General features: G+C 72.0%; 11 protein-coding genes. 4 read left to right on the forward strand and 7 right to left on the reverse strand.

Translation table 11 applies throughout. The annotated features are described in order from the left end of the window. Positions 1-47 precede the first annotated feature (47 nt). From CG740_RS07860 to CG740_RS07875, 4 genes are all read right to left on the reverse strand, one after another. Positions 48-1811 (reverse strand): LCP family protein, encoded by a 1764-nt coding sequence (locus CG740_RS07860; RefSeq protein ID WP_234376119.1) that lies wholly within the window; start codon positions 1809-1811, stop codon positions 48-50. Positions 1812-1910: 99 nt separating this feature from the next. Beyond that, positions 1911-3647, reverse strand: coding sequence for an LCP family protein (locus tag CG740_RS07865; RefSeq protein WP_100574211.1), 1737 nt, complete (start codon positions 3645-3647; stop codon positions 1911-1913). A gap of 229 nt (positions 3648-3876) precedes the next feature. Continuing rightward, the gene (locus CG740_RS07870; RefSeq protein ID WP_100574302.1) at positions 3877-5337 is read right to left on the reverse strand and encodes an LCP family protein; all 1461 of its coding nucleotides are present in this window, start codon (positions 5335-5337) and stop codon (positions 3877-3879) included. A gap of 208 nt (positions 5338-5545) precedes the next feature. Beyond that, on the reverse strand, positions 5546-6298 hold the full coding sequence (locus CG740_RS07875) for a TIGR03089 family protein (protein WP_100574212.1): 753 nt from the start codon (positions 6296-6298) through the stop codon (positions 5546-5548). Positions 6299-6426: 128 nt separating this feature from the next. Between CG740_RS07875 and CG740_RS07880 the strand changes: the two genes are divergently transcribed. The 3 genes from CG740_RS07880 (at position 6427) to CG740_RS07890 (ending at position 10770) form a co-directional block, all read left to right on the forward strand. Next, positions 6427-7722, forward strand: a complete 1296-nt coding sequence (locus tag CG740_RS07880; protein ID WP_100574303.1) for a peptidoglycan recognition protein family protein — start codon at positions 6427-6429, stop codon at positions 7720-7722. Between the two features lie 106 nt (positions 7723-7828). Then, complete coding sequence (locus tag CG740_RS07885) at positions 7829-8911, forward strand: nucleotidyltransferase family protein (protein ID WP_100574213.1); 1083 nt, start codon at positions 7829-7831, stop codon at positions 8909-8911. An 872-nt stretch (positions 8912-9783) separates the two neighbouring features. Then, positions 9784-10770: a DNA-3-methyladenine glycosylase family protein gene (locus CG740_RS07890; protein WP_442802811.1), complete on the forward strand. Its 987-nt coding sequence runs from the start codon at positions 9784-9786 to the stop codon at positions 10768-10770. A gap of 25 nt (positions 10771-10795) precedes the next feature. Here the strand turns inward: CG740_RS07890 and CG740_RS07895 are convergent, their stop codons facing one another. Genes CG740_RS07895 through CG740_RS07905 form a run of 3 tightly spaced genes read right to left on the reverse strand, consistent with a single transcriptional unit; the run spans position 10796 to position 13557 of the window. Next, positions 10796-12088 carry a coenzyme F420-0:L-glutamate ligase gene (locus CG740_RS07895; RefSeq protein WP_100574214.1) on the reverse strand — a complete coding sequence of 431 codons (1293 nt, stop codon included), beginning with the start codon at positions 12086-12088 and terminating at the stop codon, positions 10796-10798. Next, positions 12085-13041, reverse strand: a complete 957-nt coding sequence (gene cofD / locus CG740_RS07900) for a 2-phospho-L-lactate transferase (protein WP_100574215.1) — start codon at positions 13039-13041, stop codon at positions 12085-12087. The genes CG740_RS07895 and cofD overlap by 4 nt, the downstream gene beginning before the upstream one ends. Positions 13042-13053: 12 nt before the next feature. Continuing rightward, complete coding sequence (locus CG740_RS07905; protein WP_100574216.1) at positions 13054-13557, reverse strand: cysteine dioxygenase; 504 nt, start codon at positions 13555-13557, stop codon at positions 13054-13056. 716 nt (positions 13558-14273) lie between these two features. On the opposite strand from CG740_RS07905, the gene CG740_RS07915 reads away from it, so the two are divergent. Further along, positions 14274-14537 (forward strand): WhiB family transcriptional regulator, encoded by a 264-nt coding sequence (locus CG740_RS07915; RefSeq protein ID WP_053723761.1) that lies wholly within the window; start codon positions 14274-14276, stop codon positions 14535-14537. The last annotated feature ends 132 nt before the right edge of the window (positions 14538-14669 follow it).

A 14669-nucleotide genomic window follows, 5' to 3' on the forward strand; every position in this document is an offset into this window, starting at 1 on the left:
GGGCGCCCCGTTGTGTGTGCGGGCCCGCGGGCGGGCCCGGCGGCCGGTCAGAAGCGGTAGGGCGCGTAGACCTCCATGCAGGCGCCCTTGTCGGCGCCGTTGACCGCCTCGGTGCCCTTGAGCGGGTCGGCGGCCTTCGGGTCCTGCTTGGGGTAGCTGGTCCCGGTGCGCCAGTCGCCGCCGACCACCAGGGTCAGGCCCTTGACGTCGGAGGCCTTGACCGCGCTCGCGGGCAGGCCGAGCGCGGTCGCGACCGACTCCGCGTCCGACTTGCCCTGGGCGCCGGCGCCCTTGGGATAGTCGACCTCGCTGGTCGAAGCCGGGTCGCTGGTGCCCGTCGCGGCCTTCGTGAAGCCCTTGGCCTTGAGGGCGTCGACGACCTCGGTGGCCCGGCCCCTGACCGCCGCGCGGCCGTCGGTGCCGGTGCCGTTGACCACGCTCACCGCGAGCGAGCCGGGGGCCGCGGCGGCCGGGCCCTTGGCGGGCGGGGCGGCGGGCTTGCCGTCGTCCTTGCCGTCCAGCGGCTTGTCGTCGCGCAGCAGCGCCCACAGCGCGTCGGCCTTGGCCTTGTCCGGGATCACATGGGCATCCGGGTCCTTGGGGTCGGGCAGCCTCGGCATGGTCAGCATGTTGATGCGGTCCATGGGGATGTCCTTGAGTTCCATGCCCAGGTCGAACAGCTTCTTGACGGTGCCGAGTTCCGAGGAGACCTGGAGCGACTTGGTCGCCGTCTCGGCGATGTCCATCAGCCGGCCCGTGTCGGTGAACGCGTTCTGGTCCTTGAGGTTGCGGATCACCGAGTTCATGTACATGTGCTGGGCCTCGGAGCGGCCGATGTCACTGCCGAAGGCGTGCCGGGTGCGCAGCCATTGCAGGGCCTGCTCGCCCTTCACCGTGTGGTTGCCCGCGGTGAGGTGCAGATGCGAGCCGCCGGGCTGGGCCCTGGTGGGGTGGTCGTCGATGTTCTGCTTCACACAGACGTCCGCGCCGCCCACCGCGTCCGAGATGGCCACGACACCGGCGAAGTCGACCATCATCCAGTGGTCGATGTAGATGCCGGTCAGCTTCTCCCAGGTGTCCAGGACGCAGCCCGCGCCGCCGCGCCCGAGCGCCTCGTTGATGATGGCGTTGGTGGGCGGATTGACCTTGTTCTTCGTGGTGTCCTTGCACTCGGGCACGTCCACCCGGGTGTCGCGCGGGATGCTCACGACCGAGGCGTTCTTGCGGTCGGCGGAGACGTGCAGCAGCATCTGCACGTCCGCGTGCGGATCGCCGCCGCGGTCCTGCTTGGCGCCGCCGAGCGCGACGTTCTCGTCGGAGTTCCGGCTGTCGGAGCCGATCAGGAGGATGTTCAGCGGGGTCTGGCCCTGGGCGTTGGGCGCGGCCTTCTTGGCGTCGCTGCCGCCCGCACTGCGGTCGCCCTTGCGGATGTTGGCGTTGAGGTGCTGGTAGTAGAGGTATCCGGCGCCGGCCGTCCCGAGTATGAGGAACGCGAGTGCGACCGCGGTCCACTTGAGTATCCGGTGCTTGCGGTTCTTGCCGCGTCTGCGCGACCCGCCCCGGCGGCGCCCGCCGGAACCCTGCTCCCCGGAAGCCGCGCCGCCGGAACCCGCGTCACCGGGACCCGCGTCACCGGGACCCGCGTCACCGGAGCCCGGCCCGCCGGGATCCGCCGAGCCCCGGGGCGTGCCGGAGCCGCCCGGCGCGGCCGGCTGCCCGGGCACGGCGGGGCCGCCGCCCCCCTCTGCGCTGCCGGACGCGTCGTCCCCGTACAGGCTCTCGTCCCAGCCGAGTTCGCCCGCGCGTTCCACGCGTCCGTGCGTCCCCTCCCCGCGCACGCTGTTTCCGCCCACCCCGATACCCCCCTGTTGTTCAGACTCCCCCTGAGGCCCGGTCGGGCCGTGAGTCTGCTATTTGGCGCACACCGACTTGTCGGCTTCGACCTTCTGGATGCCTTCCGGGGCCTTGGCCGGAGCGCCGATGGGTGTTCCCACCTGCTTGAAGTCGGGCCCGAGGGTCAGCACCATCGCCTCCTTGCCCACCGCGTCCTTCGTGCCCGGCTTCAGGGCCGAGGCGGGCAGGCCGAGCAGATCCGCGAGCTTGCGGGCCTGGTCGGCCTGGTTCGGCGCGTACGCCAGGACCGTGTCGGGCACCTTCTGCGGCGCGTTGGAGCCGTTGCTCGACTTGAGCACGCCCTGCTGGTTCTGGAGCCAGGTGACCATGAGGCCCGCGGAGCCCGCCGCGGCGCCGCCGTTGAGCACGGTGACCCGTACGTCCGAGGCCTTCGCGCGGGGGCCGTTGAGGCGGGCGGCCTGCTCGGCGTCGGCCGCGCTCTTGGACGCCGCCTCCTTCTTCTTCACCTCGGTGAGCGAGGTGTCGGCGCGCATCATCGCGAACAGCGCCTCGGACTTCGTCGGGTCGGGCACGACCGTGACGTGGTGCTTGCCCTCGGCCGGGTTGTCGATGACCGGCAGCGTGGCGAAGGTGATGTTCTTGGCGTCGATCTTGCCGAGGACCTGGGCGAGGTCGGTCAGCTTCTTGATACTGCCTATCCCCGAGTCGACCGTGAGCGCCTTGGTCGCCGCGTCCGCGAGCCCGTACATCTTGGTCGGGCTGCCCAGCGTGTCGTCCGACTTCATCTGCCGGATCATCGAGCCGATGAACTGCTGCTGCTGCTTGATCCGGTCGAGGTCGCTCTCGTTGCCGAAGCTGTGCCGGGTCCTGACGAACGCCAGCGCCTGCTCGCCCTTCACGACGCTCTGACCGGCCGGCAGCTTCAGATGCGACTTGGGGTCGTTGACCGGCTTCTCCAGGCAGACCTTGACGCCGCCGACGGCGGAGGACAGCTGCTTGACGGCGTTGAAGTCGGCCATCATGAAGTGGTCGACGGTGAGCCCGGTGAGCTGCTTGACGGTACGCATCGTGCAGCCCGGGTCACGGCCCTCCTGGCCCAGGCTGGTGTTGAACCGTACGTTCTTCTCGCCCGGCACCGTCTTGGTGGTGCCGTCCTTCTGCTTGGTCGGGCAGGCCGGGATGTCGGTGATCATGTCGCGGGGGATGGACATCGCGGTCGCGTTGGTCCGGTCCGCCGAGACATGGAAGAGGATGTTGGTGTCGGCGTGGCCTTCGCTGCCCGCGTCGCCGTAGCCCTCGTTGCCCGCGCCGGTGCGCTTGTCGGTGCCGATGACCAGGATGTTGAACGCTCCGTCGGGCACCGAGCTCTTGCTGCCCGCGTCACCGACGTCGACGGTGTTGATGTTGCCGTTGAAGTGCTGGTAGAGCCAGTACGCGCCCCCCGCGCCGACGACGAGGACGAAGCCCATCACGCCGCCCGTCCACAGCAGCACCTTCTTCTTGCGGGCCGCCTTCGGCTTGCGCTTGCGGCGGCCCTGGGCGTCGGGGGACTCCCCGGCGGGGGCCTTGCCGGCCCGGCGGTTGCGCTGCCCGGGCACCTCGCGGCGTCCGGAAGGTTCCGACTGCTCGGTCTTTCTGGTCGAAGTCCGACCCGAGGACGACCGGCCGGGACCGGAATTCGACTGCGTTCCGGAAGGATTCAGTCGCAATTCGTAAGTGCCGGTTTCCGGGTTGAGGACCCACTGGTCTGCTGGGTCGACATCATCGGCCCGCCCACGGCTCTGCGCATCCACGGTTGCTTCTGTCCTCCGTCGGTGCCGAGTCGCTTCCCCCAAAGCGCTCAATCGTTCGCTCCTGCAGTGCACGGCCCGTCGGCCGGTAGCACCGGATCGCGTCACACTATCTGGCCAGTTCGGCCGTGAGCGACGGCCGTGACAAATTGCACGCCCTTTATAACCGGGCATTTGGCACCAATTCGTTGACGGGCACGCGGAATTCACAGGTCTCCCACCTGCGCGCCGCCTAGCCGCACATGCCCGAGGCGGCATCCGTACCCGAGTAGACGGGGGGAGCCGAGGGGCTGGACGAGGGGTCCGGATCGTCCGGCTTGTCGTCCTGGCCGTCTCCCTTCTTCGTCCCTTCCTTCGCCTTCTCCTTGGCCTTCTCCACGTCGGTCGCGGCCGCCACCTTGATCGGCTGGTCGTCGCGCACCTGCTTGAAGAGCCGGTCCGCGTCCGGCTGTACGAGCTCGTCGCGGTTGCCGTCGTAGGCATAAGGCTGTCGCGGAACGGTCAAAAAGCGGATGTTCTCGGTCGGAATATCACGCATCGAGCGCACCAGGTCGTACAGGTCCCCGAGGGTGTTGAGCCCGGGGTCGGTGGTCAGCGACTTGGTCGCCGCGTCCAGAACCGGATAGAGGCGGGCCGGGTTGAGCAACACCCCGTTGCTCTGCACCTTCTTCATCAGCGAACCGAGGAACTGCTGCTGCCGGTCCATGCGTTGGGTGTCGCTGCCGTCCCCGAAGCCGTGCCGGGAGCGTACGAAGCCGAGCGCCTGCTCGCCGTGCAGGGTCTGGCGTCCGGCCGGGAGCTTCAGGTGGGCCTGGCGGTCGTCGACCGGGTCCTTCAGACAGACCTCGACGCCGTCCACCGCGTCGACCATGTCCTTGAACCCGTTGAAGTCGACGACGATGTGGTGGTCGATGCGCACCCCGGTCATCTTCTCGACCGTACGGATCGTGCAGGCGGCGCCACCGATCTCGAACGCCGAGTTGAACTGGGCGAATTGGGCCTTGGTGCTGCCGCCGTCCGGCCGGCCGCAGGCGGGGATGTCCGCCATGAGGTCGCGCGGCAGCGAGACGGCGGTGGCACTGCGCCGGTCGGCCGCGAGGTGCAGCAGGATCGTGGTGTCCGAGCGCTGGCTGCCGCCGTCGTCCCTGCCGTAGGCGGAGTTGTTGCCCGCGCGCGAGTCCGAGCCGATGAGCAGCAGGTTCTGCGCGTCGTGCACGACGGCGGCGGGCCGGTCGTGCTCGTACTTGTCCAGCTCGTGCGCGGCCGTGGTGTCCGTCTGGATGTTGCCGTCGAGCTTCCGGTAGAACCACCAGCCGGTCCCGGCCGCCGCGAGGACGACGACGGAGACGCCCAGCGCGGTCCAACGCAGCCAGTGGCGACGGCCCTTGGCGTCAGCGGCGGGGGAGCCGGCGTCCTCGCCGGGGGCGCCGGTCCCGTCGGCGGTGCTGGTCCCGGCGTTCTCCGTACGCTCCGTGCGCTCTGCGCGCTCTGTACTCTCGCCGCTCTCGCCGCTCTCGCCGCTCTCGCCGCTCTCGCCGCTCTCGCCGCTCTCGCTGGTCCCGCCGGTCACGTCGGCCGGGCCGGGCTCGCCCGCCGCCTCGGTCTGCCCGGTCGCGGCTCCGTCGGCCGGCGGTGGCTGCTCGGCCCCGGCCGGCTCCTCCGGTTCGGGGGGCGTGCCAGCACTGTCGGTCACGTCGGCGTCCATCCTCACGGGCCATCACGGGAGTCGGCGGGCGCATCGCGCCGCCGGGCACCCCGGTAGACGGCCGAATCGCACGCATGGTTGTGCGTACGGTCGATCATCTACCGCGGGTGCCGCCGGAGCCCGGGGGCCGGGCCCGGGGTGGGGCCACAAGGGTGGAGATCGGTGCGGGGGCCGTGCGGAATCACGGGCCCCGCGATCACAGCGCGCGGTGGGTGACCCGCTCGCTCTCGGCCCGCTTCTCCAGCCCGCCATCGGCCAGTTGGGCCAGGTTGCGGCACAGGACCACCGAGCCGCCGGAAGCGAGCGGGGCGTACAGACCGTTCGCCAGACCCGCCCAGCCGTCGTACCCGAGGGCCGAAAGGAGCCGTGAACCGGAGCCGAGTCCGAGCTCCGCGGCCTCGGCGCGGGCCCGGGCCACGAGCTCGGCGGCGCTCAGCTCCTCGCCGTCCACGGCGAGCGCGGGGCCGTCCGGGTCGACGGGTGAGAACGGCGCGAAACGGTCGCCCTGGCTCGGCACCTCGACGGCGTAGTCGGCGAACCCGGCGGGCGGCTGCGGGAAGCGGCCGCCGAGCGGGCGCAGCGCGAGCGCCACCCGCTCACCACTACAAGCGCGGGCCTGCTCCAGGGTGTCGGGGCCGCTGACGACCAGGTCGGCCGCGGCCGGGTCGCCGCCGATCTCCACGGTCACGCCCACCGAGTGGCAGGCCATCAGCCACACGGCGCTCTGCCAGTGCGCGGGGAGCAGCAGCGCGAGCCGGTCGCCGGGCTCGGCGGCGAGATCGCCCTGGAGCAGATTCGCGGTCTTGGCCACCCAATTGGCGAAGGTGGCGACGGACAGTTCCACGCGCTCGCCCGTGGCGTCGTCGTAGAACGTGATGAGGGGGCGGCCCGGGTCCGCGGCGAGCGCGGATCGCAGCAGGTCGGCATGGGTGCGGTCGCTGGCGTTCACGCGGGCAAGGCTACGTGGCGCGCCCGTGCGGCACCGGCGGAGGTGGCCCCGGCGCGTACACCGGTTGGCCGACGGGGCGTCAGATCACCCATGGACAGATTTATTGACATATGTACACGATCGTCAGCATGCGTAGCTTCCTTGCGTCTTCGATCGGAGTGGCCGCCGTAGCGGCCCTCGCCCTCCCCCTGGCGGCCACGGCGCCCGTCGCGGCCGCGCCCACCGCCGCGCCGCCGGCCACGGCGGAACTCGCCGGTTCCACCCAGTCGCTGCCGATGGCGCCGCTGCCCGGCCTGGGGCGCGCGGCGGGCGACGCCTCCCAGGAGGGCCTGGCCCAGCGGGAGGTGCGGCCGTTCTCCCTGGTCGGGGTGGTCTGGGACAACGCCGAGGACGAACTGCACGGCAGCGTCCAGGTGCGCACCCGGGCCCGCGCCGCCGGCACCTGGTCGGCCTGGCAGGACCTGGAGACCCACAACCACGACCACGGCGCCGACCCCGGCACCGCCGAGGCCGCCGGTCCGCTGCACGGCTCCACCGCGCCGCTGTGGGTGGGCGACTCGGACGCGGTCGAGGCACGCGTACGGGCCGAGGACGCCGAGGGCGAGCCGCTGCCCAGGGGGCTCCGGCTCGACCTGGTCGACCCGGGCGCCGACCCCGCCGAGGGCGAAGCGGGCGACAGCGGCCGGGCGCTGCGGGAGCCCGATGTGCTGCCCGCACTCGACGGCGCCGCGAGCCGGGCCGAGGCGGCGGGGACGAGCAGGGCGGTCGAGGCGGGCGAGGCGGCCGGGGCGAGCGGCGCCGAGGCCGCGCGGCCGTACGTCGGGGCGCGGCCGCGCATCATCACGCGCAGGGGCTGGGGCGCCGACGAGCGGCTGCGCGAGCGCGGCTTCGTCTACACCAACAGCGTCAAGGTCGCCTTCGTCCACCACACGGCGTCGGGCAACGGATACAGCTGCGCCCAGGCACCCTCCGTGCTGCGCAGCATTTACCGCTACCACGTGAAGAGCAGCGGCTGGCGGGACATCGGCTACAACTTCGCGGTCGACAAGTGCGGAAACATCTACGAGGGCCGGGCCGGGGGTGTGACCAAGGCGGTGATGGGCGCGCACACGCTGGGGTTCAACACCAACAGCACCGGCATCGCGGTCCTCGGCACGTACTCGAACACCAGCCCCTCGGCCGCCGCACTCAAGGCCGTCGAGCAACTCGCGGCCTGGAAACTGGGTCTGTACGGGGTGAACCCGGCGGGCAAGAGCACCCTCGTCTCCGGCGGCGGCAACCGCTACAAGAAGGGGCGCAGCGTCAGGTTCAACGCCATCGCCGGCCACCGCGACGGCTTCGCCACCGACTGCCCGGGGGCGCGCCTGTACGGCAGGCTCGGCAGCGCCCGTACCACGGCGGCCCACTTCCAGGGCCGGCGCTGACCCGGTGTGAGCAGCTGAGCGGTCTGCATACACTGGCCGGCCGGGCGTTGCGCGGAAAACCCGACGGAACGCCGAGGCCGGCCCCAGCAGGAAGCAGAGACGACAGGTGACAGAAGCGATCCTCCTGGTCGGCGGCAAGGGCACCAGGCTGCGCCCGCTCACCGTGAACACGCCCAAGCCGATGGTCCCGGCGGCGGGCGTGCCCTTCCTCACCCATCAGCTGGCCCGGGCCCGTGCGGCGGGCGTCGACCACATCGTCCTGGCGACGTCGTACCTGGCCGAGGTGTTCGAGCCGTACTTCGGGGACGGATCCTCGCTCGGCCTCTCCATCGAGTACGTCACGGAGGACGAGCCGCTCGGTACGGGCGGGGCGATCCGCAACGTGGCCTCCCGGCTCCGCTCCGGGCCCGACGAGCCGGTCCTGATCTTCAACGGCGACATTCTGACCGGCCTGGACATCAGGGCCCTGGTGGACACCCACCGCTCCTCCGGCGCGGACGTCTCCCTGCATCTGACCCGGGTCGACGACCCGAGGGCGTTCGGCCTGGTCCCCACCGACCCGACCGGCCGGGTCACGGCGTTCCTGGAGAAGCCGCAAACGCCGGAGGAGATCGTCACGGACCAGATCAACGCGGGGGCGTACGTGTTCCGGCGCTCGGTCATCGACGAGATCCCGGCGGGCCGGCCGGTCTCCGTCGAGCGGGAGACCTTCCCCGGGCTGCTCGCACGCGGCGCCCACCTCCAGGGGATGGTCGACTCGACGTACTGGCTTGACCTCGGCACCCCCCAGGCCTTCGTCCGCGGCTCGGCCGACCTGGTGCTCGGCCGCGCCCCTTCCCCCGCGGTACCGGGCCGCTGCGGCGACCGGCTGGTCCTGCCGACCGCGCAGGTCGCCCCCGACGCGAAGCTGACGGGCGGGACGGTCGTGGGCCACGGGGCGGTGGTGGGCGCGGGTGCGCGCATCGTGGGCAGCACGATCCTGGCCGACGCGGTCGTCGAGCCCGGCGCGGTGATCACGGACTCGCTCGTCGGGGCCGGGGCGCGGATCGGGGCGCGCACGGTGCTGTCCGGGGCGGTCGTGGGGGACGGCGCGCGGGTGGGCGCCGACAATGAGCTCCGCGAGGGGGTGCGGGTGTGGTGCGACGCGCTCCTCCCCGCGGCCTCCCTCCGCTTCTCCTCGGACCAGTAGCCCCACCCCTGGGCCCCGCCGCACCAACGCCCCGGGTTTTGCCCGCCCCTGGCCCACTTTCCTGCGCCCTGCCGCACCATCTTCACCGGCCGCTGCCCTGGTCCTGTGCCCTGCGGCGCCAGCTTCCCTGGGGTCTGCCCTGGTCCTGGGCCCTGCGGCGCCAGCTTCCGTGGGGTCTGCCCTGATCCCGGGCTCCGCCGCGCCATCCTCGCGGGGCCCGGCCCCCTCCGGCTCTGGGCTGCCCTCCTGGGCTGTGGCTCTCGGGGCTCCGCCCCGGACCCCGGGTTTTGCCCCTCCCCGCCCCTTCCCCAGACCCTCCGGGGGTGGAATGGGGTGGGGGGCTTCCGGGGGCTGCGCCCCAGGCCCCCTGGTCCGCCTGCGGACCGTGCCCGCTTGTCGCGCAGTTCCCCGCGCCCCCACCCGCTTTCGGGTGCGGACCGTGTGTGGCTTGTTGCGCAGTTCCTCGCGCCCCCACCCGCTTTCGGGTGTGGACCGTGTGTGGCTTGTTGCGCAGTTCCTCGCGCCCCCACCCGCTTTCGGGTGTGGACCGTGTGTGGCTTGTTGCGCAGTTCCTCGCGCCCCCACCCGCTTTCGGCTGTGGACCGTGCGTGGCTGGTCGCGCAGTTCCTCGCGTCCCTTGGCGGCGCCGGTTCGGGGGCATCTTCAGCCCGTCCGGCGATTGAGGACGAGCGCCCTTCAGGCGCGAACGGGGGTCCGGGGGCGGAGCCCCCGGGGGCCGGAAGCAAACAGTGCCGGGTCACGGGCGGGAGGGTGGGCAAAGGGGCTCAGGGGCCCGGGGCGGAGCCCCAGCCCGGGGTGCTGGCCCGCTGCGGGATTCCCGCCCCCGGGAGGGACCCCGTACGCTCGGAAGCGTGGCAGGACGATTCACCCCCCGCACCGGCACCGCCAGCCGCACCGGCAGCCGCATCCCCACCCCCCGCCCCGCGGGGAGGACGAGGACCCGGACCTGGGCCCCGCGCCGCGGCCCGCTCGACCTTGCCCTCACGCTGGGCCCCCTCAGGCGCGGCCAGGGCGACCCCACCTTCCGCACCACCCCCGACGGCGCGTACTGGCGCACGTCGAGGACCCCCGCCGGCCCCGCCACCCTGAGGGTCACCGCGGCCCGGGGCACGGCCCACGCCGAGGCGTGGGGCGAGGGCGCGGAGTGGATCCTCGATCAACTCCCCGCCCTGCTCGGCGAGTTGGACGACCCCGATGCCTTCACCCCCCGGCACCGCTTCCTCGCGGAGACCCACCGCAACCGACCGGGCCTGCGCCTGACCCGTACCGGACTCGTCATGGAGTCCCTGATCCCCTCGGTCCTGGAGCAGAAGGTCACCACCACCGAGGCCTACCGGGCCTGGCGCCTGCTGGTGCGCGGGTTCGGCGAGCCGGCCCCCGGCGCTCCCGAGGGCATGTACGTCATGCCGGACGCCCGGGCCTGGGCGCTGATCCCGTCCTGGGAGTGGCACCGGGCCGGCGTCGACTCCAAGAGGTCCGACACCGTCATGCGCGCGGTCCGGGTGGCCCGCCGCATGGAGGAGGCCGCGGCGATGGACCAGTACAAGGCCGCCGAACGGCTCCGGCTGATCCCCGGGATCGGCCCCTGGACCGCCGCCGAAACCCTCCAACGGGCCATCGGCGCAGCCGACTTGGTGACCGTCGGCGATTTCCACCTGCCCGGCATCATCGGCCACGCCCTCGGCGGCAACCGGCACGCCGACGACGACGAGATGCTGGCCCTGCTCGAACCGTACGCGGGCCAGCGCCACCGGGCCGCCCGGCTGATCCTGCTCAGCGGACGCACCCCGGCGCGCCGTGCCCCGCGCCTTCAGCCCAACAACATCGCGGTTCTGTAAGGGAGTTGGGGGAAAAGGGGCGCGCTCAGCGCACCTCGATGAACGCCGAAGCCTCCCGCGCCGGGCGTTCCCGCGGCGGCTCGGCCGCATGCCCCACCGCCACCGCGCCCATCGGGTCCCAGCCCTCGGGCAGGCCGAGCGCGTCCCGTACGACCGCGCGGCAGAACATCGTCGAGGACACCCACGCCGAGCCGAGCCGCTCGCCCGCGAGGGCCACCAGGAAGTTCTGCACGCCGGCGCCCATGGCGACCACGAACATCTCGCGCTCGGCGCTGTCGCGGCGGGCGTCGCCGTAGCTGTGCGAGCCGTCCATCACCAGGCAGGGAACCACCAAGTACGGTGCGGCGCGCAGGACTTCACCCCGGGCGACCCGCTTGGCGATCGACTCCTCGGACTTCCCGTCGCGGCGCAGGTCCGCGATCCAGGCGTCCCGCATCGCGTCGAGCAGCCGGGTGCGGGACTCCTCGGATTCGAGCAGCACGAACCGCCAGGGCGTCGTGTGGTGCGGGGCCGGCGCGGTCACCGCGGCGGCCACCGCGCGCCGTACCGCGCCGGGGTCGACGGGCTCGTCCGTGAACGCCCGTACCGTGCGCCGCTGGGTGACCGCCTCCCGTACCGCCTCGGAGGTGCCCAGACGGAACATGTCGTCGGCGGCCGAGCGGACCAGCTCGCGGGCCGCGCCCTCGCCCGCGAGGTGTCCGAGCCCGCGGACCACGGCGACCGGCAGGCCGCCGGCCTTGCCCTTCACCAGGTCACCGGCGGCGGCCAGTTCGTCGGCGAGCGCGATGATCGTCGCGCTCAGCGGATTGCCGTGCGCGTCCGTGCCGCCGCGCAGATCGTCCAGGACGCGTACGCCGCTGGCGCCGATCGCCACGTCGGTGAGACCGCTGCGCCAGGGCCGCCCGAAGGTGTCCGTGACGATCACGCCGACCTCGACGCCGAGGGTGTCGCGCAGCCCGGCGCGGATCGCGGCCGCCGAGGCGTCCGGGTCCTCGGGCAGCAACAGGACCGTCCCGGCAGGGGTGTTGGAGGCGTCCACGCCGGCCGCGGCCATCACCAGGCCCTGCCGGTTCTCGACGATGCGCAGGGTGCCGCGCCGCGCGACCACCCGTACCGTCTCGGCGTCGATGGCGGCCTCGCGGTCGGCGGCCTCGGTGATCCGGCCCTCCGCCTTGGACACGATCTTCGAGGTGACGAGCAGGATGTCGCCGTCGACGAGGCCCGGTTCGCTCGCCGCGATCAGCTTGGCGAGGTCGTCCCCGGCCCGTACCTCGGGCAGGCCCGGCAGCGCCCAGACCCGGAAGGAGGCGGGGCTCACGCGCGCACCTCCTCCGCCAGCGTGAGGGCCTCGCGGGCCATCGCGGCCGTCGCGTCGAGGTCCGTCATCATCAGCGGCACGGCCCGGCAGCGGATGCCCGCCTCCTCGATCCGGGCCACCGATCCGGCGTCCACGGTGTCGACGAGCCAGCCGTCGAGCAGCCCCGAGCCGTAGTGCTCGGCGACCGCCGCCGCCGTGGACTCCACGCCGACCGCCGCGAGCACCTTGTCGGCCATGCCGCGCACCGGGGCGTCGCCCACGATGGGGGAGAGGCCGACCACCGGCACGCCCGCCTCGGCGATCGCCTCGCGGATGCCGGGCACGGCCAGGATGGTGCCGACCGAGACGACCGGGTTGGACGGCGGGAAGACGATGACATCGGCCGTGGCGATGGCTTCGAGGACACCGGGCGCCGGCTTGGCCTGCTCGGCGCCGACCGGCACCACGGCCTGCGCCTCCACGGAGGCCCGCAGCTTCACCCAGTACTCCTGGAAGTGGACGGCCTTGCGCTCGCCGTCCACGTCGATGGCCACATGCGTCTCGACGCGGTCGTCGGACATCGGGATGAGCCGGACCCCGGGCTGCCAGCGGGCGCACAGCGCCTCGGTGACGGAGCTGAGCGGGTAGCCCGCGCCGAGCATCTGCGTACGGACGATGTGGGTCGCGAAGTCGCGGTCGCCGAGGCCGAACCACTCGGGGCCCACGCCGTAGGCGGCGAGTTCCTCCTTGACCGTGAAGGACTCGTCCGTACGCCCCCAGCCCTGCTCCTCGTTGATGCCGCCGCCCAGCGTGTACATCACGGTGTCGAGGTCGGGGCAGACCTTGAGGCCGAACAGATGGATGTCGTCACCGGTGTTGCCGATGACGGTGATGTCCGCGTCGGGGGCGGCGGACTTGAGACCACGGAGGAAGCGGGCACCACCGATGCCGCCTGCCAGAACCACAATGCGCATGCACAGAGTGTGTCAGGCGGGTACGACATCCTGGGCCGCCGGGGAGGCCTGGCCGGCGTGCATCGCCATATCGGTCAGACCCGGGTAGTACACGTGCAGGCTGACGGCCGGCTCCAGGGAGTCGTTGACGACCTCGTGGACGTAGCCCGGCGCGAACACCCGCTGGGTCCCCCCGGCGAGACGCCGTACGCCCCGGTCGGTGCGCTCGGCCAACTCTCCGTCCAGAACGGTCAGTACGCCCGAGGACGCGCCGTGGTCGTGGGCGCCGCTGCCCTGTCCGGGCACCCAGGACAGGAGCCAGACCTCGTAGCCGGGCCCCGTGCGAAGGCGGTGGTACCAGCGCGAGACCGCGTCGTACTGGACCAGGTGGGCCCACTGGGAGCGGTCGGCGGCGATGGCACGGGCAAGGCCGGCGAATTCGGCGACCGTGGCGGGGTGCTCGCGGGCGGGCTGGAGGAGGTGCTGGACCTCCAGGATGTCGCCGGCGATCTGGAGGTCGCTGTGGCTGCTGTTCATGGTGCGGGGGTTCCTCGGCAGAAGTGCTGGGGTGTCGCAGATGAGGTGTCTCGGAGAACGAGGAGACGGCGGCCGTCCGGACGCGGGGCGTCCCGGGGAGGCGGGGGAGGAGCTGGAGCGCGAGTGGAGGAGACGGCGCGCGATCAACAGCTGGAACAGCAACAGCGAGCCTGGACAGCGCTGCGGAACCCACGGATGTGGGTCGCTCGGTGCGCTGCGGTGGCTGACATGCGATCCAGGAGACCGGGTCGGTGGGGGCGTTGTCAACCCAATGACCGATTTGGCGGCATTGATTCACCTCATCCGGTTACTGGGCCCGGAGAAAGGTTTGTGCAGTCGCGGGGCGGGAGATGTGGCGCAGCAACCGCGTATTAAACGCCATTGCCTTCTCGTGATCCGAATGTGATCCGGGCCGCTTTCTGGGTACTGGCGCAACAAGATCCACACTCGTCTCGTCCTCATCTGTAGTCACAGCCGAGCGGGAGTCGGGTGGATCGGCAGGAAGCGACGGTGGCGTGGGCCCGTGGCATGTGTCACCTTTTTGCCGATTTGAACACTTTCCGCATAGCCTTGGTTCCGCAGAGTGAATACGGGGCCCAATAGCAGATCTCGGCTTGACTGGCCCGGATCCACACACTTGTAATTTCACTCGTGTCGTTCGGCCGGATTCGGTAACGGCAACATCACGGGGCAGCAAAGACAGACGAGGGGCGCACATGACCGAGCTGTTTCAGGAACTGCTGGTCGACGAGGCCGAAGAGGAGCTGGGCTGGCAGGAGCGGGCCCTCTGCGCCCAGACCGACCCCGAATCCTTCTTCCCCGAAAAGGGCGGCTCCACCAGGGAGGCCAAGAAGGTCTGCCTCGCCTGCGAAGTCCGCTCGGAATGCCTTGAGTACGCACTCGCCAACGACGAGCGGTTCGGCATCTGGGGCGGCCTGTCCGAGCGCGAGCGCCGCCGTCTGAAGAAGGCCGCGGTCTGAGTCCGCCCCACCTCCGCGAGTTCCGCCGCCTGACCCCCGGCGAGCTCCCCCCGGGCGACCAAACCGCCCAACTCCGTACACAACCAACGGTCCGCCCCCTGCGCCCCGTCCGCAGGCGGCGGACCGTTTGTG

The organism is Streptomyces sp. CB01201 (assembly GCF_002803085.1).
Lineage (GTDB): Bacteria > Actinomycetota > Actinomycetes > Streptomycetales > Streptomycetaceae > Streptomyces > Streptomyces hundungensis.